We start from the raw sequence: 25,573 nt of genomic DNA, 5'->3' as shown, positions 1-25,573 counted from the left end.
GTTGACCAGAATAGGGGGGTACCACATTGAGCATAAAACTAATAAATATAGGCTTTGGCAATATTGTTTCAGCAAATAGAATCATATCTATCGTTAGTCCTGAATCCGCGCCGATTAAACGAATTATTCAGGAAGCCCGGGACCGGAGCATGCTGATTGATGCACGTACGGCAGAAGAACAAGAGCTGTCATTATTACGGATAGTGATCACGTGATTTTATCAGCCGTACAGCCTGAAACGGTGGCGCAGAGACTTCATACGAAAGAAGAGCTCTCCGAAGATTAACTTTTGAACAGAAGGAAGGACGTTGTGTACTATGAAAGACGATAAGGGGCTGCTCATCGTATTATCGGGTCCGGCCGGGTAGGCAAAGGCACGGTTGCAGCGCTTTGAGACAGAAAGACAGCAGTATTGATATTCTGTCCTGCTACGACGAGAAAGCCGCGTGAAGGAGAAATAGATGGGATAAACTATTTTTTAAACCACGAGGCTTTTGAAGAAATGATTAGCGCAGGATAAACTGCTGAGCATGCCAAATATGTAGATAACTACTACACCGATTGATTACGTACTCGATACATTGAAGAAGGACGCGACGTCATTCTTGAAATTGAAGTGCAGGGAGCAAAGAAAGTAAGGGAAAAACATCCGGAAGGGATATTTATTTTCCTGATTCCGCCAAGTCTGGCTGAACTTCGTGATAGAATTACAAAGCGGGGGACGGAAACCGCCGATATTATCAATAAACGCATGGATATCGCTAAAGAGGAAATCGAGATGATGGACTATTACGATTATGTCGTGCAAAATGATGAAGTAGACAAAGCAGTAGAACGTGTGCAGTCGATTGTTACTGGAGCACTGCAGAAAAGAACGGCTTATTGATAAATACAAAAGCAGTGGAGGTCGAATAATATGTTATACCCATCAATTGATACACTTATGACCCATATTAATTCAAAATATACGCTATGCACTATCTCGGCAAGACGGGCAAGAGAACTTCTGGAAATCGAAGAAGCGGTGCCAATGATTGACAACATCAAGTCTGCAAAATACGTAGGCGTGGCTCTTGAAGAGATTGAACGTGGAAAGCTTGATTACACAGCTTCGGACGATCCTTCCAAACAGCAGCAGGATAAGTAAAAGACAGCGGCCTTCTTCACGGGGGGCGGCTTTTTTTTTCAAATTGATTACCGCCAGGAGGAAAATAAAATGCAGGGAAAAAATATAGTGTTGGCTGTAAGTGGAGGTATTGCTGTTTTTAAAGCAGCTGCTTTGGCAAGCAAGCTCAAGCAGAGCGGTGCTCATGTAAAAGTGATGATGACAGATCATGCGCAGGAGTTTGTTACGCCGCTGACGTTTCAGGCGTTAACGAGAGAGCGGGTATATACGGATACGTTTGCTGAAAAAGAGCCGGAAGTAGTGGCCCATATTGATATTGCAGATTGGGCGGATATTTTTATTGTAGCACCGGCGACTTCAAATATTATTGCCAAGCTGGCCGGCGGAATCGCTGATGACATGGTAACAACATCGGCGCTTGCTACGAAAGCATCTATGTATGCAGTACCGGCGATGAATGTAAATATGTACAACCACCCCGCTGTCCAGCGAAACATGAACCAGCTCAAGCAGGACGGCTATCGTTTTGTTGAACCGGGTGAAGGCTATCTCGCCTGCGGATGGATCGGTAAAGGACGCATGGCAGAGCCGGAAGATATTATTGCATTTTTATCCTATCAGGAAAAAACAAAAAAAGCGCTCTCGGGACGACGTGTGCTTGTAACAGCAGGACCAACGCATGAATATATTGATCCAGTACGTGTGCTGACGAACCCGTCGAGCGGCAAAATGGGTTTCGCTTTTGCAAAAGCTGCAGCAGATATGGGAGCAGACGTTACCCTGATCTCCGGTCCGGTTAAACTTGAGACACCGCCGGGGGTAAAACGGACGGAGGTCATCTCTGCTGAGGATATGCACCGTGAGGTGATGGCAGCGGCCGGCAGCCAGGATATTATTGTAAAAGCTGCAGCTGTCAGTGATTATCGTGCAAAAGAACGGCTGGCTCATAAAGAAAAGAAAACCGAAGGCAGCCATCAAATAGAAATGGAGCGCACGGGAGATATTCTGCAGGAGTTAGGAAGTCTTACCGTAAAACCATATCTTATTGGTTTCGCAGCGGAATCGGAAAATATCGAATCTTATGCGCAGGAAAAGCTGAACCGGAAAAATGCAGATATGATTGTGGCCAATAATATAGCCGCTGATGGAACTGGATTTAATACGGATACAAATGAAGTATTTGTCGTACAAAAACAGAAGCCAACCGTTCATCTGCCGCTGCAGAGTAAGCAAACGATAGCTGAAACGATTCTTTCCATGGCGGTTGATCAGTTAGAGGATGCAGATAAGAAATGATCGCTAAAGTAATTGTGGATGTGCCGACCGGCCAGACAAACAGATTGTATGACTATAAGATTCCTGAAGAAATGGAGGAATTTGTCCAGCCCGGCATGAAGAGTGAACGTCCCATTCGGTCCCCGGCAGATTCAAGGGTTTGTTACGAGTACAACAGAGGCTACGGAAGTAAAACGAATTAAAGAAATTACATCGCTGCTGGATCCTTCTCCGGTGTTAAGCAGAGAGCTCCTGCAGCTGGGTCAATGGATCGCAGAGGAAACGATATGCTTTTTAATTACTGCTTATCAGTCTATGGTGCCTTCAGCGATCCGGGCCAAGCCGAAAAAAGATTGTTTCTTGCCGAAGATCCTGAGTATGTTCCTGCGGAAATTGCAGCTGCTTTTGCCGGAAAAACTATGCTGGATTGGGAAGCCTTTCCGGCAGAAAAAAAAGCGATGAAGCTGTTGAATGAAGAAATTCAGGCAGGGCGTGTTATTGTTGATTATCTTTTGAAGAACCGTACCGAAAAAAAGATGCAGACGGTATTGTCCTTAACAAAAGAATATCAGAATTCCAGTGCTGACCATCATTTATCAGCCGGTGCAAAAAAACAGCGCGCAGTAATGGAATGGATGCAGCAAGAGCTCGGGGATAAAGAGATTGCCCAGCCGGAGCTTCTCGTAAATACAGGTGCCGGGCGCCAGGCCGTTCGTGCCTTAGTCGATAAAGGACTGCTCGTTGAAAAAAAGACAGAGTTCTACCGGGATCCATTTAAAGATAAAACGTTTCAACAATCAACGGCTTTGCCATTAATGGACGAACAGCAGAAGGCAGTGGACAGTATTCTCGGAAGTCTTCATGCCGGACGAACGGACTCTTATCTGCTGCACGGCGTCACCGGCAGCGGAAAGACGGAAGTATACCTGCAGGCCATTGATGAAGTAATCTCACAGGGAAAAGAAGCTATTGTCCTCGTTCCGGAAATATCATTGACCCCGCAGATGGTGAATCGGTTTAAAGGAAGATTTGGCTCCGAAGTGGCCGTACTGCATAGTGCACTTTCTGCCGGAGAAAAATATGACGAATGGCGGAAGATTCATAGAAAAGAAGTGAAGGTGGCAGTCGGTGCCAGATCAGCCGTGTTTGCCCCTTTTGAAAATCTGGGTTTGATTGTGATGGATGAAGAGCATGAGGGAAGCTACAAGCAGGAAGATCATCCGCGCTATCACGCGAAACACGTAGCTGTATGGCGGGCGGAGTACCACCGCTGCCCGGTTGTGTTCGGAAGCGCAACCCCGAGTCTGGAATCCTACGTACGTGCCGAAAAAGGTGTGTACACGCTGCTGGAGCTTCCACAGCGTGTGAACCGGAAAGCGATGCCGGAAGTAACCATTAAAGATATGAGAGAAGAACTCAGGCAGGGTAATCGTTCTGTCTTTTCCACCCTTCTCCTCGATAAACTAAAAGAGCGGCTGGAAAAAAAGGAGCAAAGCGTTCTGTTTTTAAACCGGCGCGGGCATTCGACGTTTGTAATGTGCCGGGACTGCGGATTTACGCCTTCCTGCCCGCACTGTGAGATTACGCTCACCTATCATCATACGAATCGTCGTTTAAAATGCCATTACTGCGGGCATGAGGAGCAGATGCTGCACACATGCCCTTCCTGCCAGAGCAGCCAGATCCGTTTTTTTGGCACAGGCACGCAAAAGGTAGAAGAAGAGCTGACGAGGCTCCTTCCGGAAGCACGTGTCATACGAATGGATATGGACACAACGAGCCGCAAAGGTTCACATGAGAAGCTGCTTGATGCGTTTGGAAATGGAGAGGCAGATATCCTTCTTGGCACGCAGATGATCGCCAAAGGACTCGATTTTCCGAAAATTACGCTGGCCGGCATTCTAGCGGCAGATACGATGCTTCACCTTCCCGATTTCCGTTCAGCGGAACGAACGTTTCAGCTGCTGACCCAGGTAAGTGGACGAGCTGGAAGGGATAAGCTGAAAGGGGAAGTAGTGGTGCAGTCTTACACGCCTGAACATTACAGCATTCAGCATGCCAAAACCCATAACTATAAGGCATTCTATCAGGAAGAGATGCTGCAGCGCAGACGTGGCGGCTATCCACCGTTCTACTATTTAACGATGGTTAACGTTGCCCATGAAGATCTGGCCGAAGTGATGAAAATTTCAGATAAAATTACGGAGTATATCCGCAGTTCCCTTTCCGAAAAAGCAGTGGTACTGGGTCCGACGGTTTCTCCTATTGCAAGGATTAAAGATAGATATCGGTACCAATGCATGATAAAATATAAAAATGAACCTGAGCTTACGAAAGTGCTGCAGTCTGTAGCGGAGCGGTACAATCAGGATATTGCAAAAGGGAAGCTTCAGCTTTCCATGGATATGCACCCTTATATGTTTATGTAAATAGAGCCCCGCGGACCATCATGACAAATGGAGAGCGGGGTTGTTTGTTTGTCATAAGTACCTATTGCAGTGAGAAAGGAAGATTTGACTGATGAATATCGTTTTTATGGGAACACCCGATTTTTCCGTCCCGGTCCTAAAGGGGCTGCTGGAAGAAGGGTATACGATAGAGGCTGTAGTTACACAGCCGGACCGCCCGAAAGGAAGAAAAAAAATCCTTGCACCGCCGCCTGTAAAGGAGGAAGCGGTGAAGCAGGGACTTAAAGTGCTGCAGCCGGAGAAACTGAAAGGAAGTCCGGAGCTAAAGGAAATCATTTCCCTTCAGCCGGATTTAATTGTTACCGCAGCCTATGGACAGATTCTTCCTAAAGAGCTGCTCGACACACCAGCGCTTGGAGCTGTTAATGTACATGCGTCCCTTCTCCCAAAATACAGAGGCGGTGCGCCAATTCACCAGGCGATAATAGATGGTGAAGAGAAGACGGGCATAACGATTATGTATATGGTGCCAAAGCTTGATGCCGGGGACATACTAACCCAGGTAGAAGTAGCGATACAGGAAGAAGATACGACCGGTACGATGCATGATAAATTAAGTGAAGCCGGAGCACGGCTGCTGTTGGAAACCATTCCACTTCTGGAAGCGGGAAAAGCTGCACCTCAGAAGCAGAATGATGCAGAAGCAACGTTCGCCTCCAATATTACAAGAGATCAGGAACAAATTAACTGGAACCGGAGCGCACGGGAGATTCACGATCAAGTGCGGGGATTGTTTCCATGGCCGGTCGCTTACACGGTATACGAAGACAAGTTATATAAAATCAGAAAAACCGTCCGCCTGGATGAAAAACACTCGGGACAGCCTGGAGAAATTGCAGCTGTCAAAGAAGATGCCATCTGGATTTCAGCGGGCGACGGCGGGCTGCTTGCCGTAACGGAACTTCAGCCATCCGGAAAGAAAAAAATGGCCGCAGAAGAACTGCTGAGAGGCAAACATCCATTTGCAGAGGGGAAGCGTTTCACGAGTGAAGACTAAACAGCCGAATGACGTTAGAAGCATTGCCGTTTCTTTAATAGAAAGAGTCGAAAAGGAGGGCGCATACAGCCATTTAGTACTGGATGCAGCCATTAAAGACCGGCTCGTGCCGGAGCGGGATACTGCGCTTCTGACCGAGCTTGTCTACGGAACAATTAAACGAAGAAATACCCTGGACTACTGTCTGAACGCCCATGTGAAAAAAGGGGTAGGATCTCTGCAGACGTGGGTTGCGTCCCTATTGAGAATGTCGCTTTATCAAATGATTTATCTGGACCGGGTGCCGGAAAGAGCTGTATTGTATGAAGCTGTTCGTATTGCTAAAGAAAAGGGGCATGAAGGCATAGGAAGCCTTGTCAACGCCGTGCTCCGTTCCTATCAGCGAGCCGGTTATCCGGAACTTCCGGAGCATATGGACCCGCTGGAGAAGCTGTCGATAGAATACAGCCATCCACTTTGGCTGCTAAAAGAGTGGGAAACAGCCTACGGCAGAGAGAATACGGAAGCGATAGCAGCACAGAATCTGGTGCCTCCGCGCACAAACATTCGAATCAACCGCATGAAAAGTTCCAGGGAAGACGTGATCGATAAGCTGGAACGTGAAGGCTGTGAAACAGAACCCGGCTCTTTGTCCGAAGATGCATTGGTCGTACTGTCCGGAAATGTTTTAATGACAAAAGCATACAATGATGGTTTTTTTACCGTACAGGATGAAAGCTCCATGCTTGTTGCCAAAGCACTTGATGTCTCACCTGATATGACGGTTCTAGACGCCTGTGCGGCGCCGGGCGGGAAAACAACCCATATTGCTGAACAAATGCAAAATCAAGGAACCGTGCACGCCTTTGATCTTCATCAGAAAAAGCTTAGGCACATTGATGACCAGGCGGAGAGACTCGGCCTTTCGATAATTACCACAAAAAAGCTGGATGCCAGAAACATTCTTAATGAAGCAGAGGAACAGCAGTACGACCGGATTTTGATAGATGCGCCCTGCAGCGGAATGGGTGTTATCCGCAGAAAGCCGGAATTAAAATGGAACAAACAACCGGAGGACTTAGTCTCCCTTCCTTCGATACAATATGATATATTAACAGAAGCAGCTAAAACCTTGAAAATAGGCGGCAGGATCGTGTATAGTACATGCACAGTGCGTCCGGAAGAAAATGAACAGGTAGTAAAGGCGTTTTTAGACGCCCACCCTTCCTTTGTTCGCGACGATTCCATGAAAAGGCGCTTAACTCAGGACACGGAAAGTGGAAGTGAATGGACCATTCTTCCACATGATTACGAGACGGACGGTTTTTACATTGCGGCACTTGGAAAAGATGAAAGAAAAGGTAAGAAAGAGGGATTTATATGCAGGAATTAAAAAAAGAAGTACAGGCGGAAATTGCAGGAAAAAAAGGATCTATTTATACGCTTCAATTTGATGATTTAAAAGTATGGCTTCAGGAGGAAGGAGAACCATCCTTCCGGGCAGACCAGATTTTTTACTGGTTGTATGACAAACGCGTAGAGCAGTTTGATGAAATGACCAACCTCTCCAAATCATTAAGAGAGAAACTAAGCAGCACGTTTTCGATTACCCCGCTGAAAGAAGTGGCAAAGCAGGAATCAGTTGACGGAACGGTCAAACTGTTATTTGAATTGGAAGACGGCAATACGATTGAAACGGTTGTGATGAAGCACGGCTACGGCAACAGTGTATGTGTGACGAGCCAGGTAGGCTGCCGGCTGGGCTGTACGTTCTGTGCCTCCACGCTTGGCGGTTTGAAGCGTAATCTGGAAGCCGGGGAAATTACGGCACAGGTGCTTGCTTCCCAGCGTGCTCTTGACGAAAAAGGTGAACGGGTCAGCTCTGTTGTTGTTATGGGTATTGGAGAACCATTTGACAACTATAAAGAACTAATCGGCTTTTTAAAGGTTATTAACCACGACAAAGGCTTAAACATCGGCGCGCGTCATATTACGGTTTCCACCAGTGGTGTCGTGCCAAAAATTTACGATTTTGCAGATGAAAAACTGCAGATTAACTTTGCTGTTTCTCTTCATGCGCCGACAACAGAAATAAGAAGCCGTCTGATGCCTGTAAACCGTGCGTGGCCGCTTGATAAACTTATGGAGTCCATTAAATATTACCAGGAGACAACAAACCGCCGGGTGACGTTTGAATACGGCCTGTTCGGAGGAGTTAATGATCAGGTGGAACACGCAAAACAGCTCGCCGAACTCATTAAAGGCCTGAAGTGCCACGTGAACTTAATACCGGTCAACTACGTGCCAGAACGCGATTACGTACGGACAAAGCGTGAAGATATTTTTGCCTTTGAAAAAACGCTTAAAGAAGCAGGAGTCAATGTAACAATCCGCCGTGAGCAGGGCCATGATATTGATGCAGCATGCGGCCAGCTCCGTGCGAACGAAGGAAAAAAGAAGTGAGGTGAACCGCTCCCTTGAAGCAGGCGTATAAGACCATTACCGGCAGAGTGAGAAAACACAATGAAGATGCCGCAGGTATTTTTGAAAATCAAAGCGGCGAGTATTTGGCCGTCGTTTGTGATGGAATGGGCGGACACCAGGCAGGTGACACAGCAAGTGCAGCCGCTCTGGACATACTAAAACGGGAATGGGAGCATGAACCGCTTCCGATGTTCCCCGAACAAGCCAGAGCCTGGCTTGTCACCCGTATGGAAAAAGTGAATGCAGCTATCTTTGAACTGTCCCGACAGAACCCCTACCTGCAGGGAATGGGAACAACGGCCGTAGCTGCTATATGCACCCGGGGATTTATAGCTATCGGTCACGTAGGAGACAGCCGTGCTTATTTATTTGATGAGGTCGGTGTGTATCAGAAAACCGAGGATCACTCTCTTGTAAATGAGCTGCGTCTAAGGGGCGAATTGACGGAAGAAGAAGCAGAAAGCCATCCGAGAAAAAACGTGCTCACCCGCGCGCTCGGTACGGAAAAAACCGTTAAATGTGATGCTACGGTCATAGAATGGGAGAACGGGGAAGGCGTCTTTTTATGTTCAGACGGCCTTTCCAATAAAGTAACAAGCCTGGAAATCGCTGATTTTCTGCAGAATAAAGATTCTGTAGAAGAGGCGGTGGAAGGGATTGTACATAAAGCAAACGACCGGGGCGGAGAAGACAATATTACCATTGCTGCTGTTATTAATTCCTTTTCAATGGAAAGGAGGCCGCAGTAATGAATTTAATCGGCAAACGAATGAACGACCGTTATGAAATCCTCAGCCTTATCGGTGTAGGTGGAATGGCTCATGTGTATAAAGCCAACGATATCATTCTGGAACGATTTGTCGCTGTCAAAATTCTGCAGCCTCAATATAACGCAGATAATGACTTTATTAGACGTTTCCACCGGGAAGCACAGGCAGCCACAAGCCTGCATCATCCCCATATCGTAAATATTTATGATGTAGGCGAAGACGAGGACACCTATTACATCGTGATGGAATACGTAGAAGGTATGACCCTCAAGGAAAAAATAACGAAAGAAGGACCGCTTCCGATTGATGAGGCTGTGGATATTATGAAACAAGTCCTGGGCGCGATGGAGCAGGCCCATGCCAATAGAGTGGTCCATAGAGACCTGAAGCCGCAGAACATATTAATGAAAGGCCGGACGGCTAAAGTAGCTGATTTTGGAATTGCGAGGGCAGCTTCTTCTGCTACGATCACACACACTAATTCTGTACTCGGCTCCGTCCATTATTTATCACCGGAGCAGGCAAAAGGAAGCGTCATCACTCACCGGGCGGATATATATTCTCTTGGCATTCTTTTGTTTGAAATGGTCACAGGCAGCCTTCCATTTAAAGCGGAGTCTGCCGTAAGCATTGCGCTTATGCACATTCAGGAAAGCATACCGATGCCCTCAGACAGCCGGGCCGGCCTGCCTCAAAGCATAGAAAATATTATACTTCGTGCGGTGGAAAAAGATCCGGATGACCGTTATCAGACGGCGTTCTCCATGAAAGAAGATCTGCAGACATCGCTTCAGGAAGCCAGGAAAAATGAAGCTCCGTATATCGGATTTTATCAGACGCTGGCTATGGCTTCCGTGCATACTGGTTCTGCTGCGGAGAGTGAAGAAACCAAAATACTGCCGGTTCAGGCCGTCACAGGTCCAAGAGAGGACAGCGGCGGACGGCAGAAGAATCCGCCTAAAAAAAACAGCTGGTTTTTATCCTTTCTTATTGTAGCACTCCTGGTGTTCGCGTCGATTATTGCCGCATTTACGTTTGTTCCAGAAATACTTAGCGTGGAGGATGTCAATGTTCCTGAGGTAGAGGGGCTTCAGGCAGACGATGCACTGGAGCGGCTGGGGAATACAGGTCTTGCTGCGGTACCGGAAGAAGTTTCGATCGAAGATAGAGCCAGCGGCGAAACGACCGGTCAGCAGCCAGCAGCAGGTTCTTCTGTGAAAAAACACTCGGAAGTGACAATTTACGTTAATGATCTTTCTACAGTGGAACTGGCTGAAGAAGACGGCGCCGGACAGGAAAGCGGCTGGGGCTCTATTTGGACAGAGCTGCTGCTCCCGGGTATCGTGCAGGCAGAGGATTAAAAGGAGGAAGCATGCGAGAAGGACTTATTATTAAAGCACTCAGTGGGTTTTATTATGTGAAAAATGAAGATGGGGTGTTTCAGTGCAGGGGCAGAGGATTATTTCGAAAGCAGAAAATCTCTCCTCTTGTAGGGGATCGTGTGGAGTTTGACGCCGATAATGACAAGGAAGGCTACGTCCAGGAAATTAAAGAACGCAAAAATGAGCTCGTTCGCCCTTCAGTAGCCAATATTGATCAGGGAATTCTCGTTTTCTCAGCTGTTGAACCTGTATTTTCGACAATGCTGCTGGATCGGTTTCTCGTTCATTTGGAGGCCCACGACATAGAGCCCGTCATTGTCGTAACAAAAAAAGACCTGGCGTCTCCTGCCGAGCAGGAGAATATAGAGACGTTCGCCGATATGTACCGCGACATCGGCTACCCGGTTTACTTTCTAAGCGTCCAGGCGCCGGAAAGCCTCGAACAGATTTCCCATTTGTTTGCGGATAAGCTTTCTATCTTTGCAGGTCAGTCCGGAGTAGGCAAGTCTACGCTGCTTAATTATCTAAACCCAAAGCTGCAGCTGGAAACAGGCGTCATATCTGATCATTTAAAACGCGGGAAGCACACGACGCGCCACGTAGAGCTTGTAGAAGTATTTGACGGGCTGGTGGCAGATACACCGGGCTTCAGCTCTTTAGAGTTTACCGGACTACTCAAAGAGAACGTGGATATCTATTTTCCAGAAATGGCAGAGCGGATGCCGGACTGTAAGTTCAGGGGCTGTACGCACGTGAAAGAGCCGGGCTGTGCCGTGACGGCTGCCTGGAAAGAAGGCGCCATTGCCGACCACCGATATCAGCATTATTTACAATTTTATAAAGAAATTTCAGACATCCGGAGGTACTAAATCAATGACAAAAATAGCACCGTCTATTCTAGCGGCAGATTTTGCTCGTTTAAAAGAAGAAATTGAAGAAGTAGATAAAGGAGGAGCGGAATACATTCATATCGATGTAATGGACGGTCACTTCGTACCTAATATTACAATCGGTCCGCTGATTGTAGAAGCCGTGCGCCCTCATACAGATAAAGTACTGGACGTTCACTTAATGATCGCCCAGCCGGACCAGTACATTGAAGCATTTGCCAGTGCAGGAGCCGACATTATTTCCGTTCACGTAGAAGCCTGCGCTCACCTGCATCGTACGATCGAACTTATTAAGAAGTCCGGTAAAAAAGCAGGTGTCGTATTAAATCCGGCAACCCCGGTCCAAAGTATACTGCCTATTTTAAAAGAAGTAGATCTTGTATTATTTATGACAGTCAACCCCGGCTTCGGCGGTCAGGCCTTTATTCCGGAAGTAATGGATAAAGTAAAAGAGCTCCGCAGTATTATTGATGAAAAACAATACAAAGCGGAGATCGAAATTGATGGCGGTGTGAACGAAAAAACCGCAAAGCTCTGCGTAGAAGCAGGAGCAGACGTCCTTGTGGCAGGATCGGCCATTTACAGCCAAAAAGACCGTGCCGGGGCTATAGCAGCTATCCGCGGCTGATAACATGTAATAATATTATGTAAACTAAATGCAGACAAAAAAGAACAACGGCTGTTAGGCCGCTGTTCTTTTTTAATGCACAGGCAATATATGATTATACGCGCTGCACTTTGCCGGATTTAAGAGCACGAGCAGAAACGTATACACGTTTTGGTTTGCCATCTACTAGGATTCTAACTTTCTGAACGTTAGCATTCCAGCGTCTTTTCGTAGCATTATTAGCGGGAACGGTTGTGGCCGGATTTAGGACCTTTACCGGTAATAAAACATTTGCGAGCCATGAAACGCACCTCCTTTATGTTTCTCTGTACCAATTAATTCATACTAAATGATTTTAGCACAACCTTTTCTGCATTGCAATCCTTGTTAAGAAAAGATCTTGACAAGCTCAGCAGGGAACAGCAGGTCTCATCTATTTTACAGCCGTGTTTTGTAAAAATATTGTATCATTTAGCCAACGCTTTCAAAAACCGCGGGCCTATAGTAAACTATAAGGCAGAATGTTTTAAGAGACCGAGGAGGAATATGTATGGCAATAGAAGTTTCATCAAAGCTTGGAAAGATTGAAATATCGGATGATGCAATATCCACAGCTGCCGGCGGAGCTGCTGTTGACTGTTACGGTATTGTAGGCATGGCCTCTCAAAAGCATTTCAAAGATGGGATTTCCGATCTGCTCAAAAAAGAAAATGTAGAAAAAGGAATTGTTCTTCGGAGAGAAAAGAAGAAGTACATATTGATATGTACATTATAGTGAGCTACGGCATTAAAATATCCGAAGTGGCCTCGAATGTACAAAGTGCTGTGAAGTATCAGGTCAAGCACATGCTCGGAGTAGATGTGAAAGCTGTTAATGTATATGTACAGGGTGTTAGAGTGATTGATGCGTAACAGAAATGAGGAGGAAGCAGCGTGTTGGAAAATGAGTTAAAAGCTTCAAAGCTTGCAGACATGCTTGGAGAAGGAGCTGCAATGCTTCATAAGCATGCCCAGGAAGTAGATGCATTAAATGTGTTCCCGGTTCCTGACGGTGATACAGGAAAAAACATGAACCTTACCATATCTTCCGGAATAAAAGAAGTACTGGCAGCTGATAATAGTGAATCCGCTGGAAAAACGGCGAAGGCTTTCTCTAAAGGCCTCCTTATGGGAGCCCGGGGAAATTCGGGTGTCATTTTATCCCAGCTTTTCAGAGGGTTCAGCCAGGTCCTTGATAAAGAAACGAGCGTAACGGCTTCACAGCTTGCCGCTGCGTTTAATGAAGGAGTACATACCGCCTACAAGGCCGTTATGAAGCCGGTGGAGGGCACTATTCTAACCGTAGCCAGGGAAGGTGCAGCTTATGCCGAATCCCGTCTGGAAAGCAGTACAACGCCGGTTGAATACTTTCGTTACCTGGTGGAAGGTTCAGAGCAGTCGCTCGCCGGCACGCCTGAGCTGCTTCCAATTTTAAAAGAAGTAGGCGTAGTCGATTCAGGAGGCCAGGGTCTCGTTTATATTTACACAGGAATGTACAACGTCCTCGCTGGTCTGGCGTCTGCAGATTCAAGGGAAGAAGTGCCTTCTTTGGATGATCTCGTGAAGCTGGAGCATCATCAGCAGGCTCAGACCCAGCTCTCCACCGAGGACATGGAATATGGCTACTGTACGGAAGTGATGATCCGTTTTGAAGAAGATAAACTGAAAAAAACACCATATGATGAAACAGCCTTCAGGGAAGAACTTTCTGAGTGGGGTGATTCTTTATTAGTTGTGCACGATGAGGAGCTGCTGAAGATACATATTCACGCAGAATACCCGGGTGAAGTGATTAATAAAGCGCAGCGTTACGGCTCCCTTCGCCATATTAAAGCAGAGGATATGCGCGAACAGCATCAGGCTATCGTAGAAAAGGAAGCCGGACAAAAAGCCCGGCCCGTTAAGCCGAAAAGCCGGTACGGAGTAGTAGTTGTATCCGCAGGCCCGGGAATGGATGAGCTTTTTCAAGGCATGGGGGCCCACGAGATTATCAGCGGCGGACAAACCATGAACCCAAGCACGGAAGATTTCCTGCAGGCGATAGAACGGGTGAATGCCGAGCATATTTTCCTGCTTCCTAATAACGGAAACATCATTATGGCGGCAGGTCAGGCAGCAGAAGTGGCTGAAAAGCAGGCAACGGTTATTGAAACAAAAACGATACCGGAAGGGTTAAGCGCGCTTTTAGCTCTCGATGAATCAAAAGATGTATCAGTGAACAAACGCGCTATGACCGAGGCTAAGAGTCATGTAAAAAGTGGAGAGGTTACTTTCTCCGTTCGGGATACGGTTATTAATGGCCGTACGATCGCCAAAAATGACTATATGGGTATATGCGGCAAAGAAATTATCAGTGCAGGCCCCGATATACAAACAGTCGCAAATGAGCTTCTTGGAAGCATGATTGATGAGGATACTGAAATCGTTACTATTATTGAGGGAGAAGACAGCGATGAAGCAACATCGGATGCTCTTCAGGCTTTCATTGAAAGCCATTACGAAGATGCAGAAGTAGAGCGCCATCAAGGCGGACAGCCGCTCTATCCTTATATAATATCTATCGAGTAGAAAAAGAAATAATTACAGCGCCAGAGGAGAGCCTTTTCGTTAAAGAAAAGGCTTTTTTACTATGAACGGGTTTTCTCCTGTAAAACAGGGGATGTAGAATGCTATAATAAAGGCGAACGTACATTTCCACTTTTGTTTTCCGCAGTCCTCGAAAAGCAGGGAGGCAGACTTATGAATATGCAAATTCATTTATTATATAAAAATAAAATAGGCTGTACCGCCAACCAAAAAGAAAGCGGGTGGGTACAATGAGCACGATTCATTTAAATGATCCAACAGCTGTGCTGCATGGAGTGGGAAAAGAAAAAGAGCTGGAACTCCAGCAGATTGGAATTCATACTGTACAGCAGCTGATCGAGCACTTTCCATATAGATATGAAAATCATGAGATTGTTCCGATTCATGAGCTGGAACATGAGCAGAAAGCCACTATTACCGGTACGGTACAGGGAGAGCCGCTGCTACGTTATTTTGGCAGAAAAAAATCGAGGCTGACCGTGCGTCTCGTATGCGATGGTATTCTCGTGACAGCTACCTTTTTTAACCGGGCTTTTTTAAAAAACAAAATAAAGCAAGGAGAGGCTGTGACACTAACGGGCAAATGGGACAAGCACAGGCTGACAATGACTGTGCAGGGATTCCAGGAGGGAGAGCCGGATCCGTCCAAAAGTCTGGCTCCAGTTTATTCCATTGGCGGTAATCTCTCCATGTTTCAGTTAAAAAAATTTATTCAAACAGCGCTGAAGGAATACAGCAGCGGAATAACAGAAATCCTGCCGGAGGCGTACTTAAAAAAGTACAAGCTGCCTGGCAGGCAAAGTGCCTACTGGAGCATTCATCAGCCGGGCAGCCATGAAGAATTAAAGCATGCCAGGCGCCGAATTGTTTACGAGGAGCTGCTGTTATTCCAGCTTGGAATGCAGGCGTTAAAACGCTCTAAACGGATGGCAGCCCGGGGAAATAAACTAGATTACGATAAACAGAAGTTAAAGGATTTTATTCAGACCATCCCATTCTCTTTAACCGGTGCGCAGAAAAGATCTGTAAATGAAATAGTAACCGATATGCTGCAGCCGGGAAGAATGAATCGGCTTCTGCAGGGGGATGTGGGATCCGGAAAAACGGTAGTGGCTCTTATCGTTATGTATGCCCAGTATTTGGGCGGGAAGCAGTCTGCCCTGATGGTGCCGACTGAAATACTCGCCGAACAGCATTTTCAATCACTGCAGCCATTTTTTGAACATACCGGAGTAAAGGTCGGTCTTTTAACAGGTTCTGTTAAAGGGAAAAAGAGACAGGCAGTTTACGAAGCCATTCAAACCGGCGACGTTGATATTGTGGTAGGTACACATGCATTAATACAAGAAGGAGTCGAGTTTCAGCGGCTTGGTCTTGTTATTACCGATGAGCAGCACCGGTTTGGGGTCAATCAGAGGAGAACGCTGCAGAATAAAGGCGAAAAGCCGGATGTTCTCTTTATGACAGCGACGCCTATTCCTCGTACGATGGCTATTTCCGTATTTGGAGATATGGATGTTTCCGTCATCGACGAGATGCCGGCCGGCAGGAAGCCGATCCAGACATTTTCAGCGAAACATACAATGCTTGAACGTGTGCTCGGTTTTATGAAAAAGAGCTGGATCAAGGAAGGCAGGGATATGTGATCTGCCCATTGATCGAAGAGTCGGACATGCTGGATGTGCAGAATGCCATTGATGTGCATGCCCAGCTCAGTGCTTACTACAAGAATTACGAAGTAGGATTAATGCATGGACGGCTTTCAGCGGATGAAAAGGAATCTGTCATGGCCTCCTTTGCCGACGGACAGGTGTCGGTTCTCGTCTCGACAACGGTAGTTGAAGTAGGCGTGAACGTACCGAACGCTTCGGTAATGGTAATATATGATGCAGACCGGTTCGGGCTTGCCCAGCTCCATCAGCTGAGAGGAAGAGTCGGACGAGGGAAGGATCAGTCCTATTGTATCCTGCTCGCTGATCCTAAATCAGAAACTGGTAAAGAAAGAATGCGTATTATGGAAGATACAAATGATGGATTTGTCGTCTCGGAAAAGGACCTGGAGCTCAGAGGTCCTGGTGATTTTCTCGGCAGTAAGCAAAGCGGACTTCCGTATTTTAAACTGGCTGATGTGGTTCTTGATTACCGGGCGCTGGAAACGGCCAGACAGGATGCCCAGGACCTGATTAACAGCACCGCGTTCTGGGAGGAAAAAGAATACAGTCCGCTTCGTGATTATCTTCACAATAAGGGCGCCTTAAGTGGTGAAAAGCTCGACTAACGGTTGCAAAAACAAACCTGGAATTATATACTACCTTTATTACCTAGTCATAACATTGGATGGTGTCCTGATGAAATACACTAAAAAGCAGCGCCAGGAAAAATTAAAAAATAAAATTTTGGAAAATCCTTTTATTACGGATGAAGATCTGGCTGATTTTTTCAGCGTAAGCGTTCAGACCATCCGACTTGACCGGCTGGCTTTATCGATCCCTGAATTGAGGGAGCGTATTAAGCATGTTGCCAGGGAGCACCTTGATGATATTAAAGCACTTCCCGAAGAAGAAGTAATTGGGGAAATAATCGATCTTCAGCTTGATAAAGAGGCTATTTCCCTTCTTGATATAGGAAAAGAACATGTGTTTTCAAGAACCGGTATCGCACGCGGCCACTATTTGTTCGCTCAGGCGAATTCGCTGGCGGTTGCGATTATAGATGAAGAAATGGCTTTGACGGCTAAAGCCTCCGTTCTTTTTCACCGCCGGGTAAAAGAGGGAGAGCGTGTTATTGCAAAAGCTGAAGTAAAAGGTACAAAAGATGGAAAGACCATTGTACATGTAGTAAGTACAGTTAAAGAAGAAATGGTATTTTATGGAGAATTCTCCATGTACCGTTCTGGAAAATAAATCAATTAAAGGAGCCAGTACAATGAGAATTGCTATTGATGTGATGGGGGGCGACCATGCGCCAAAAGCGCAGATTGCCGGTGCCATGGCAGCCGTCCGCTCTTTTAAAGATATAGAGTTCACCCTCATTGGAGACGAAACAGAGATTTTGAAACATTTATCCGATAAAAAGCAAATGACGATTCTACATACAACAGAAATGATCGATGATGAAGATACGCCGACGAAAGCCGTACGTAAAAAGAAAGATTCGTCGATGGTGCTTGCTGTACGTGAAGTGAAAGAAGGACGGGCGGATGCGTGTATTTCTTCAGGAAATACTGGGGCACTGATGACGGCAGGCCTGCTCCATATAGGACGAATTCCAGGCATTGAGAGACCATCTCTGGCGCCGATGCTGCCAACCATAAGCGGCGAAGGTTTTCTGCTTTTGGATGTAGGAGCGAATATGGATGCAAAAGCTTCCCATTTGCTGCAAAACGCCATAATGGGAAGTATTTACATGGAAAAAGTAAAAAAAATGGACCGGCCGAGAGTCGGCCTTGTTAATGTAGGTACGGAGGAAGGGAAAGGAAATGAACTCACTAAACAGGCTCATCAGCTCTTATCCGCCGCTCCGATTAACTATATCGGAAGTGTGGAAACAAGAGGACTGCTTGAAGGCGGCTGCGATGTAGTAGTATGTGATGGTTTTTCCGGAAATCTGCTGTTAAAGTCTATCGAAGGCACGGCAAAAACGATTTTCAACCTTCTCAAACAGGAAATGAACTCCAGCCTGCCGAATAAATTGGCGGCTGGCGTGTTAAAAAACAGCTTCAAAAGTATCGGTGAAAAAATGAATTACGTTCACTACGGCGGCGCCGCATTGTTTGGGTTAAAAGCACCTGTTATTAAAGCGCACGGTTCTTCGGACCACGTGGCTATTTTTCACGCCATACGACAGGCAAGGCAGATGGTAGAGGAAAATGTAACATCAGTTATTCAAAAAGAAGTCCAGCAGCAACAGGAGGAATCACAATGAAAAAAACAGCCTTTTTATTTCCAGGTCAGGGATCCCAGTATGTAGGAATGGGAAAACAATTGTATGAAAGCTCGGCAGATGCGAAACGTCTTCTTGACCGCGCGGATGAAGTGCTCGGCTACTCGTTAACGGGTTTAATGTTTAACGGACCGGAAGAAGAATTGAAGCAGACACAGCACGCACAGCCGGCTCTTTTAGCAGCGAGCATTATCGCCTGGAAAGAGCTGGACAAGCTGGGGGTGACTGCTGATTTTACGGCAGGTCACAGCCTTGGGGAATATTCAGCAGCAGTTGCATCCGGGGTTCTTTCTTTTGATGATGCTGTTCAGGCTGTTCACCAGAGAGGTCTTTTCATGGAAGAGGCCGTGCCGGAAGGTAAAGGCGCAATGGCTGCTGTCATGGGAATGGAAAGACAGGCGCTTGAAGAGCTGACCCGCTCTATTACGGCAGGAAACGTGCAGCTGGCTAATATTAATGCTCCAGGGCAAATTGTCATTTCAGGTGATAAGGAAGCCGTAGAGCAGGCGGGAGAAGCCGCTAAAGAGCAGGGGGCCAAAAAGGTCATTCCTCTTTCTGTAAGCGGCCCATTTCATTCAAAAGGGATGGAACCTGCTAAAGAAAAGCTGACGGGTGTGCTGGCTGAGATTACATTTACTGATGCAGAGATTCCTCTCGTGTCAAACGTATCAGCAGATCCCGTAACAAATAAAGACCAAATAAAATCCCAGCTGATTGAGCAGGTCACATCTCCCGTACTCTGGGAAGATTCGATGAAAAAGCTTATAGAAGAAGGCACGGTTTCGTTTATTGAAGTAGGGCCGGGCAAAGTGTTGAGCGGTCTTATGCGCAGAATTCAACGCCGCGGTATCGAGGTTATGGCTGCAGAAGACACGGACACGATTAATAAAGCAGCCGATTCATGGAAGGGAGAGGTATAATGCTAAAAGGCCAGTCCGCCCTTGTAACCGGAGGGTCCAGAGGAATTGGAAAAGCCATCGCTATTGAACTTGCAAAGCAAGGTGTCAATGTAGCAGTAAACTATTCAGGAAACAGGGAAAAGGCAGAGGAAGTAGCTAATTCATGCCGAAAGTATAAGGTGGAAGCCTTCACCTGGAAAGCCGATATTTCCAAAGAAGACGAAGTAAAACCATGCTTAAGGAAGTAACCTCTGCTTTTGGAGGACTCGACATTCTCGTGAATAATGCAGGCATCACCAGAGACAATCTTATGATGCGAATGAAAGAGGATGATTGGGATGATGTCATGGACATTAATCTGAAGGTGTCTTTTTCTGTTCAAAGCTGCGGCGCGCACGATGTCGAAGCAGCGGAGCGGAAAGATTATTAATATCGCTTCTGTCGTGGGTCTTACGGGTAATCCGGGACAGGCGAATTATACAGCCGCAAAAGCGGGAGTTATCGGACTGACGAAAACAATGGCAAAAGAATTTGCCTCGCGGAATATTCAGGTGAATGCCGTAGCGCCAGGGTTTATTGCAACCGATATGACCGAACAGATGTCAGAGGAAGCGCGGGATGCTGTGCTGGCCCAAATCCCTGCAGCTCATCTTGGAAAACCAGATGACGTGGCAAATGCTGTGATGTTTTTAGCATCAAGCCAGGCAGGTTATATTACTGGACAGACCATCAACGTGGACGGCGGCATGGTTATGTAGAGTTTCTTTCTGTGCCTGCAGAAAAAGGGTGGTTTTTTCAAAGGACATCTTCTATAATGTCTAATAGTGTGTGAGAATAATATATTCTCACGAGGAGGTGAAAAGCATGGCAGATGTGAAGAACGCGTAAAAGGTATTGTAGTAGAACGCCTTGGTGTAGAAGAAACAGAAGTAACCAGAGAAGCAGATTCAAAGAAGATCTAGGCGCTGACTCATTGGACGTAGTCGAGCTTGTAATGGAGCTTGAAGATGAGTTTGATCTGGAAATTTCTGATGAAGATGCAGAAAAATTGTTACTGTGGCTGATGTAGTAGATTACATACAGGCTCAGCAATAATATCCCTTGTGATTATCCTTTTATTCATAAAAGGTATTTGGTATAATATATATGAATAAGCCAAGTTCTATAAAGAACTTGGCTGTTTCTATATAAGCCTGAAGAAAATGAAAAGGAAACATAGCTGATTATGGACGCTGTGTTTTCGCAGAGGAGAAAAGAGTGATGCCAAAAGATATGTCACGTTCATCAAACCAAAAACCGCCGGTATCAAAAAAAAGAAAAAAAACGGGTGCGCAAACGGTATTTCCCCCTGAACAAAAACAGCGTATTAAAGAGAAAATGGCGCAGCTCGGATTTACATTTGAAGCAGAACATTTATTATTGCAGGCTTTTACGCATTCATCCTATGTGAATGAGCATCGGATCCGGTCTGTACAGGATAATGAAAGACTGGAATTTCTAGGTGATGCAGTAGTCGAACTCGCTGTTTCCCGGTATTTATTTACACACTTTCCGGATATGAGTGAAGGGGAAATGACAAAGCTCAGAGCGGCCGCTGTATGTGAACCATCCTTATCGAAGCTTGCTAAGGAACAGGGATTTGGTGAGCTTGTCTTCATCGGAAAAGGGGAAGAAATGACGGGTGGACGGCTGCGTCCGGCTCTGCTTGCCGATGTATATGAATCGTTCCTGGGTGCTTTGTATCTTGATCAGGGAATGGAGCAGGCTCAGCTATTTCTAAATGAGTCGATGTTTACAAAGCTGAAAAACGGTGCTTTTTCGCATATGATGGATTTTAAAAGCCAGCTTCAGGAGACGATCCAAAAAGAAAACGGCGGGACCCTTCTCTATGAAATACAGGACGAGCGGGGGCCTGCTCACAGCAGGGAGTTTTTTGCTGTACTTAAACTCGACAATACGGTGCTTGGGGAAGGCACCGGCCGCTCTAAAAAAGAAGCAGAACAGCAGGCAGCTGAAAATGCACTGAAATACCTTGAACAGAATCAGGGAAACACCTCCGGGTAACAAAAGACCGCCGCTCTTTCCAACGAAAGAGCGGCGGTCTTCTATTAATAATAATTATTTGCTTTTGGTTAGTTTTCCGAGCTCCGATACGATAGCGTCCATTTCACTTACGCTGATCTTGCTTTTATTGCTCACCATATCATATAGTTCTTTGATTTCATCATAACGATTCAGATCAAAGTTCTCAGCGTCAAGCGCTGCCGGGTTTACAATTTGAAGCTTCATTCTCATTACGTCCATCATTTCATGAACATTTTCTGTTGTTGGTTCTTGTAAACTCACACTATCTCCTCCAGATTGTTCAATAATTATTTATTGTAGGGGTTTTTTGTGAAAAGAGCAAAGGTAAATTACAGGATGAATGCTTCTGAACCCTCAAAGATTATGATAAAATAAAGTGTTGAAGCGAAATATCAGCGCAGAATTGGACAAAGATCCATCATATGCCGGCTGAAATAAAATAAGAATAATAGAGGGGGAATTGGATGTTCCTCAAACGATTGGAAATTCAAGGATTTAAATCCTTTGCTGAAGAGATGGACATAGAATTTACGCCGGGAATGACAACTGTAGTCGGTCCCAATGGAAGCGGAAAGAGTAATATTGCAGATGGAATACGCTGGGTGCTCGGAGAGCAGTCGCCCCGGTCGCTGCGCGGTGCAAAAATGGAAGATGTTATTTTTGCAGGAAGTGATACGAGAGCGCCGCTGAATATGGCAGAAGTAACGCTTGTACTTGATAATGAGCAGGAAGAGCTCGGTATGGAATGGAGAGAGATCAGCATTACCCGGAAGCTTTACCGCTCCGGGGAGAGTGAATACTTAATGAACCGGCAGCCCTGCCGGCGCAGAGATATTGTTGATTTATTTATGGACTCCGGGATGGGAAGAGAAGCTTTCTCTATTATCGGCCAGGGCAGAGTAGAAGAAGTACTTTCAAGCCGCCCGGAGGAACGGCGCTCTATATTTGAAGAAGCGGCCGGTGTTCTTAAGTACAAACAAAGAAAACAGCAGGCCGGCAGAAAACTTGAAGACACAGTAGAGAACCTGCAGAGAGTGGAGGATATTCTCCACGAACTCGAAAGTCAGATTGAGCCTTTAAAAGAACAGGCATCGCTGGCTAAAGAATACCTGGAAAAGTCTGAAGAGCTCGAACAGCAGGAAGCAGCTTTGACAGTGTATGAAATAGAAGAACGTCACGCGATGTGGGAAACGCAGACAGCCAGAGCAGAAGAACTGGAAAAAAAGTATAAACAAACAGAAAAAGAATGGGCCGGGCTGCAGGAAGAACGTGAGCGGTTAACGGGCAGAATAAAAAAACACGCTATTGAACTGGAAAAAAATCAGCAGAAATATATGATGCACCGGGAGCAGCTTGAAAAAGAAGAAGGAAGACGCCTGCTTTTTCAGGAAAAAGAGAAAAATATTGAAGAAAAAAAGGCAGAGCTGCAGCAAAGAATAGAGCAGCTTTATATACAGGTTGACTCGAGCCAAAAAGCATGGGAAAACGCAAAGGAAGAACTGGATCAGCTGAAAGGTAAAGAGGAGCAGGTAAAAGAGTCGCTCCTGCTTATTCAAAAGCAGATTACCGAAAATACCAGCTCCCTGCAGCCGCAGATAGAAGATATGAAATCGGATTATATCGAAAAACTCAATGCCCGAGCGGCGATTCGCAATGAAGAAAAATACCTTCAGGATCAGCAGGCAGGAATGCGCCGCAAGGCAGGTTCGGCTGATGCAGAAAATGAAGCTTTCCTAAACGAACGTAAAGAAGCAGAAGCGGCATTTGCAGAAAAGCAGAAAGAAAGCAGTGAGTGGAGCACTCAGGATCTTGTCTGCAAAGAAGCGGAGGAACAGGCTGAAACGAACAGCAGGCTGACAAGCGCGGAAGCCTCAGAAAAAGAAAAACAAATGTATAAAGCCTACCGCTATCTGGATGAGGCTAAATCAAGACTGTCGCTGTTAAAAGAAATGGAAACCGATTATTCCGGTTTTAATCAGGGTGTAAAGGAAATATTAAAAGCACGCAGTTCAAAACTCAAAGGCATTATTGGCGCCGTGGCAGAACTAATAACCGTGCCGGAGAAATATGTAACAGCTGTTGAAACCTCCCTTGGGGCTGCTATGCAGCATATTGTTGTAGAAGAGGAAGCGGACGCACGTGGAGCGATAACTCATTTGAAACAGCAGAAAAAAGGAAGAGCGACTTTTCTTCCGATAACATCCATCCGACGTAAAGAAGTACCGGCTCATATAAAAAAACAGCTTGAACAAATGACCGGCTACGAAGGAGTGGCAGCAGAACATATTTCTGCCGAGTCCACATATCGTGAGATCGTCCATTCCCTTCTCGGACACGTCATTTTAGCGTCGGATCTGGAGGCTGCCAACCAAATGGCCAGGCAGTCAGGGTTCCGGGTGAGGATAGTAACGCTCGAAGGAGATGTAGTAAACCCGGGAGGCTCTATGACCGGTGGTGCTGTGCAGCGTCAGGGGTCAGCTCTTCTCGGCAGAAAACAGGAAAGAATCAAGCTGGAAGAATCATTAAAAGAGATGCAGGAAAAAACCATTCAGCTTGAAAAAGAAGCAGAGCAGGCAAAGCAGGAAGCAGCAAAACAATACGAAGACTGGCAGGATGCAAAGGCAAAACGGGAACAAGCCCGACTGAAAGCTGAAGAGGCAAGAGAGGCTGCCCATGAAGCCAAAGCAAAGCTGGACAGCGTCACTTCCAAGCTTTCTCATTATGATCGGGAAGCCCTTTCCCTGCAGGCGGAGCTGAACCGGATCCAGGAGAGAGAAGCACTGCTTCAGGAAAATAAAGAGTCGGTGCAGGCGGCAATCGAAAAGCTGGATGAAGACATTTCAGCCGCTGAGAAGAAAGAAGAAGTCCGAACAGCCGCAGTCAGCGAAGCAAAAGAAAAAGAAACAGCCTGGAAAATGGAATGGTCGGCTCTTCACGAAACAGTCGTCAACCAGGAAAGAGAAGTCAGCCGTCTCCAAAAGGAATATGAGCAAAAGAAAATAGAACTGGAGCGCTCGGCAGATGATCTGGAGTACTTCACTAATGATATTGTTTCGATGCAGGGCGGCGAAAAGCAGCTGCAGTCCGACATAAATCAGGTAAAAGAAGCAATTGAAGAGCTTTCTGCCAAAATAGAAGCCGAGCGGATGGACCAGCAGCGCAGGTCGGAAAAAAGCGAAGAAATCGAACAAACACAGATAAGGCTTCAAAAAAAGCAGGCAGAGGAACAGAACAGCCACCACGAAGCAAAAGTACAGGTGAATCGTCTGGATGCTGAATTAGAAACGAGGCTTCAGTTCATTCAGGATCATTTGTCCATGAGCTTTGAACGGGCGAAAGAAACGTACACACTCGACGGTGAGCCGGAAGCGGTTCGTGATCGGATCCACCTGTTGAAATTGGATATTTCCGAGCTTGGAACGGTGAACCTGGGCGCTGCGAAGAGTATGAACGGTGCATGAACGCTTTACCTTTCTCTCCAGTCAAAAGCAGGACTTAACCGGGGCCAAAGAATCGCTTGATGAAGTAATGGCGGAAATGGATGAGGAAGTAACCCGCAGGTTCAGCGAAACATTTACAGCTATTAAAAAAGAGTTCCACCAGATTTATGCAGAATTATTCGGAGGCGGGGAGGCTGATCTGTACCTGACCAATCCAGATGAACTGCTGACAACAGGAGTAGATATCATGGCCCGTCCGCCGGGTAAAAAGAGACAGCATTTATCACTGCTCTCCGGGGGCGAAAAGGCACTGACCGCTATTGCGTTGTTATTTGCCATTGTAAAAGTGAAGCCGGCTCCATTCTGTGTGCTTGATGAAGTAGAGGCGGCTCTTGATGAAGCAAACGTAACGAGGTTTGCGAGGTATCTCCGGACATTCAGTGAAACGACCCAGTTTATTGTGATCAGCCACCGCAAAGGAACGATGGAAGAAGCGGATGTGCTTTACGGTGTTACAATGCAGGAGTCCGGCGTCTCGAGGATGGTTTCTGTCAAACTCGAAGAGGCAATGAAAGCAACGGTATAAGACAAAAGAGGAGGCAGA

The 25,573-nt window shown here is 46.3% G+C and carries 15 protein-coding genes and 9 pseudogenes; 22 read left to right on the top strand and 2 right to left on the bottom strand.

Annotated elements, in window-relative coordinates:
- Positions 1–26 precede the first annotated feature (26 nt).
- The 12 genes and pseudogenes from remA (at position 27) to rpe (ending at position 11,999) form a co-directional block, all read left to right on the top strand.
- Positions 27–286: pseudogene (gene remA / locus MMY81_RS17420) on the top strand (extracellular matrix/biofilm regulator RemA).
- A gap of 126 nt (positions 287–412) precedes the next feature.
- Positions 413–886, top strand: a pseudogene (locus MMY81_RS17415) (guanylate kinase).
- A gap of 30 nt (positions 887–916) precedes the next feature.
- Positions 917–1,147 carry a DNA-directed RNA polymerase subunit omega gene (rpoZ, locus tag MMY81_RS17410; RefSeq protein ID WP_252313843.1) on the top strand — a complete coding sequence of 77 codons (231 nt, stop codon included), beginning with the start codon at positions 917–919 and terminating at the stop codon, positions 1,145–1,147.
- A 69-nt stretch (positions 1,148–1,216) separates the two neighbouring features.
- Positions 1,217–2,422, top strand: a complete 1,206-nt coding sequence (coaBC, locus tag MMY81_RS17405; RefSeq protein WP_252313842.1) for a bifunctional phosphopantothenoylcysteine decarboxylase/phosphopantothenate--cysteine ligase CoaBC — start codon at positions 1,217–1,219, stop codon at positions 2,420–2,422.
- Positions 2,419–4,830: pseudogene (priA, locus tag MMY81_RS17400) on the top strand (primosomal protein N'). Before coaBC ends, priA begins: the two are co-directional and overlap by 4 nt.
- Before the next feature lie 88 nt (positions 4,831–4,918).
- Entirely contained in the window at positions 4,919–5,866 is a 948-nt protein-coding gene (gene fmt / locus MMY81_RS17395) for a methionyl-tRNA formyltransferase (protein WP_252313875.1), read from the top strand.
- Positions 5,856–7,238 carry a 16S rRNA (cytosine(967)-C(5))-methyltransferase RsmB gene (rsmB, locus tag MMY81_RS17390; protein WP_252313841.1) on the top strand — a complete coding sequence of 461 codons (1,383 nt, stop codon included), beginning with the start codon at positions 5,856–5,858 and terminating at the stop codon, positions 7,236–7,238. The genes fmt and rsmB overlap by 11 nt, the downstream gene beginning before the upstream one ends.
- Positions 7,226–8,308: a dual-specificity RNA methyltransferase RlmN gene (gene rlmN, locus MMY81_RS17385; protein WP_252313840.1), complete on the top strand. Its 1,083-nt coding sequence runs from the start codon at positions 7,226–7,228 to the stop codon at positions 8,306–8,308. Before rsmB ends, rlmN begins: the two co-directional genes overlap by 13 nt.
- 14 nt (positions 8,309–8,322) lie before the next feature.
- Positions 8,323–9,078 carry a Stp1/IreP family PP2C-type Ser/Thr phosphatase gene (locus MMY81_RS17380; RefSeq protein ID WP_252313839.1) on the top strand — a complete coding sequence of 252 codons (756 nt, stop codon included), beginning with the start codon at positions 8,323–8,325 and terminating at the stop codon, positions 9,076–9,078.
- A complete protein-coding gene (gene pknB, locus MMY81_RS17375) occupies positions 9,078–10,460 on the top strand; it encodes a Stk1 family PASTA domain-containing Ser/Thr kinase (protein WP_252313838.1) in 1,383 nt (460 codons plus the stop codon). The genes MMY81_RS17380 and pknB overlap by 1 nt, the downstream gene beginning before the upstream one ends.
- A gap of 11 nt (positions 10,461–10,471) precedes the next feature.
- Positions 10,472–11,350 carry a ribosome small subunit-dependent GTPase A gene (rsgA, locus tag MMY81_RS17370; protein ID WP_252313837.1) on the top strand — a complete coding sequence of 293 codons (879 nt, stop codon included), beginning with the start codon at positions 10,472–10,474 and terminating at the stop codon, positions 11,348–11,350.
- A gap of 4 nt (positions 11,351–11,354) precedes the next feature.
- Complete coding sequence (gene rpe, locus MMY81_RS17365) at positions 11,355–11,999, top strand: ribulose-phosphate 3-epimerase (RefSeq protein WP_252313836.1); 645 nt, start codon at positions 11,355–11,357, stop codon at positions 11,997–11,999.
- Positions 12,000–12,093: 94 nt separating this feature from the next.
- On the opposite strand, the pseudogene rpmB reads toward rpe, so the two are convergent.
- A pseudogene (gene rpmB, locus MMY81_RS17360) lies at positions 12,094–12,280 on the bottom strand (50S ribosomal protein L28).
- Between the two features lie 248 nt (positions 12,281–12,528).
- Between rpmB and MMY81_RS17355 the strand changes: the two are divergent.
- From MMY81_RS17355 to rnc, 9 genes and pseudogenes are all read left to right on the top strand, one after another.
- A pseudogene (locus MMY81_RS17355) lies at positions 12,529–12,890 on the top strand (Asp23/Gls24 family envelope stress response protein).
- A gap of 21 nt (positions 12,891–12,911) precedes the next feature.
- Complete coding sequence (locus MMY81_RS17350; RefSeq protein WP_374562207.1) at positions 12,912–14,585, top strand: DAK2 domain-containing protein; 1,674 nt, start codon at positions 12,912–12,914, stop codon at positions 14,583–14,585.
- Positions 14,586–14,833: 248 nt separating this feature from the next.
- Positions 14,834–16,881: pseudogene (gene recG / locus MMY81_RS17345) on the top strand (ATP-dependent DNA helicase RecG).
- Between the two features lie 70 nt (positions 16,882–16,951).
- Complete coding sequence (fapR, locus tag MMY81_RS17340; RefSeq protein WP_252313835.1) at positions 16,952–17,506, top strand: transcription factor FapR; 555 nt, start codon at positions 16,952–16,954, stop codon at positions 17,504–17,506.
- A 22-nt stretch (positions 17,507–17,528) separates the two neighbouring features.
- Positions 17,529–18,527, top strand: coding sequence for a phosphate acyltransferase PlsX (gene plsX, locus MMY81_RS17335; RefSeq protein WP_252313834.1), 999 nt, complete (start codon positions 17,529–17,531; stop codon positions 18,525–18,527).
- The gene (fabD, locus tag MMY81_RS17330; RefSeq protein WP_252313833.1) at positions 18,524–19,465 is read left to right on the top strand and encodes an ACP S-malonyltransferase; all 942 of its coding nucleotides are present in this window, start codon (positions 18,524–18,526) and stop codon (positions 19,463–19,465) included. Before plsX ends, fabD begins: the two co-directional genes overlap by 4 nt.
- Positions 19,465–20,202 (top strand): annotated as a pseudogene (gene fabG, locus MMY81_RS17325) (3-oxoacyl-[acyl-carrier-protein] reductase). Before fabD ends, fabG begins: the two are co-directional and overlap by 1 nt.
- An 81-nt stretch (positions 20,203–20,283) precedes the next feature.
- A pseudogene (acpP, locus tag MMY81_RS17320) lies at positions 20,284–20,539 on the top strand (acyl carrier protein).
- A gap of 165 nt (positions 20,540–20,704) precedes the next feature.
- Entirely contained in the window at positions 20,705–21,508 is an 804-nt protein-coding gene (rnc, locus tag MMY81_RS17315) for a ribonuclease III (protein ID WP_252313832.1), read from the top strand.
- A 54-nt stretch (positions 21,509–21,562) separates the two neighbouring features.
- Here the strand turns inward: rnc and MMY81_RS17310 are convergent, their stop codons facing one another.
- Positions 21,563–21,790 carry a DUF1128 domain-containing protein gene (locus MMY81_RS17310; protein ID WP_252313831.1) on the bottom strand — a complete coding sequence of 76 codons (228 nt, stop codon included), beginning with the start codon at positions 21,788–21,790 and terminating at the stop codon, positions 21,563–21,565.
- Between the two features lie 203 nt (positions 21,791–21,993).
- Here MMY81_RS17310 and smc point away from each other — a divergent pair.
- Positions 21,994–25,555: pseudogene (gene smc, locus MMY81_RS17305) on the top strand (chromosome segregation protein SMC).
- Positions 25,556–25,573: the final 18 nt, after the last annotated feature.

Source organism: Sinobaca sp. H24 (assembly GCF_023845525.1).
Note: the sequence above shows the minus strand (reverse complement) of the source record. Positions and strands in the feature narration are given on the sequence as shown.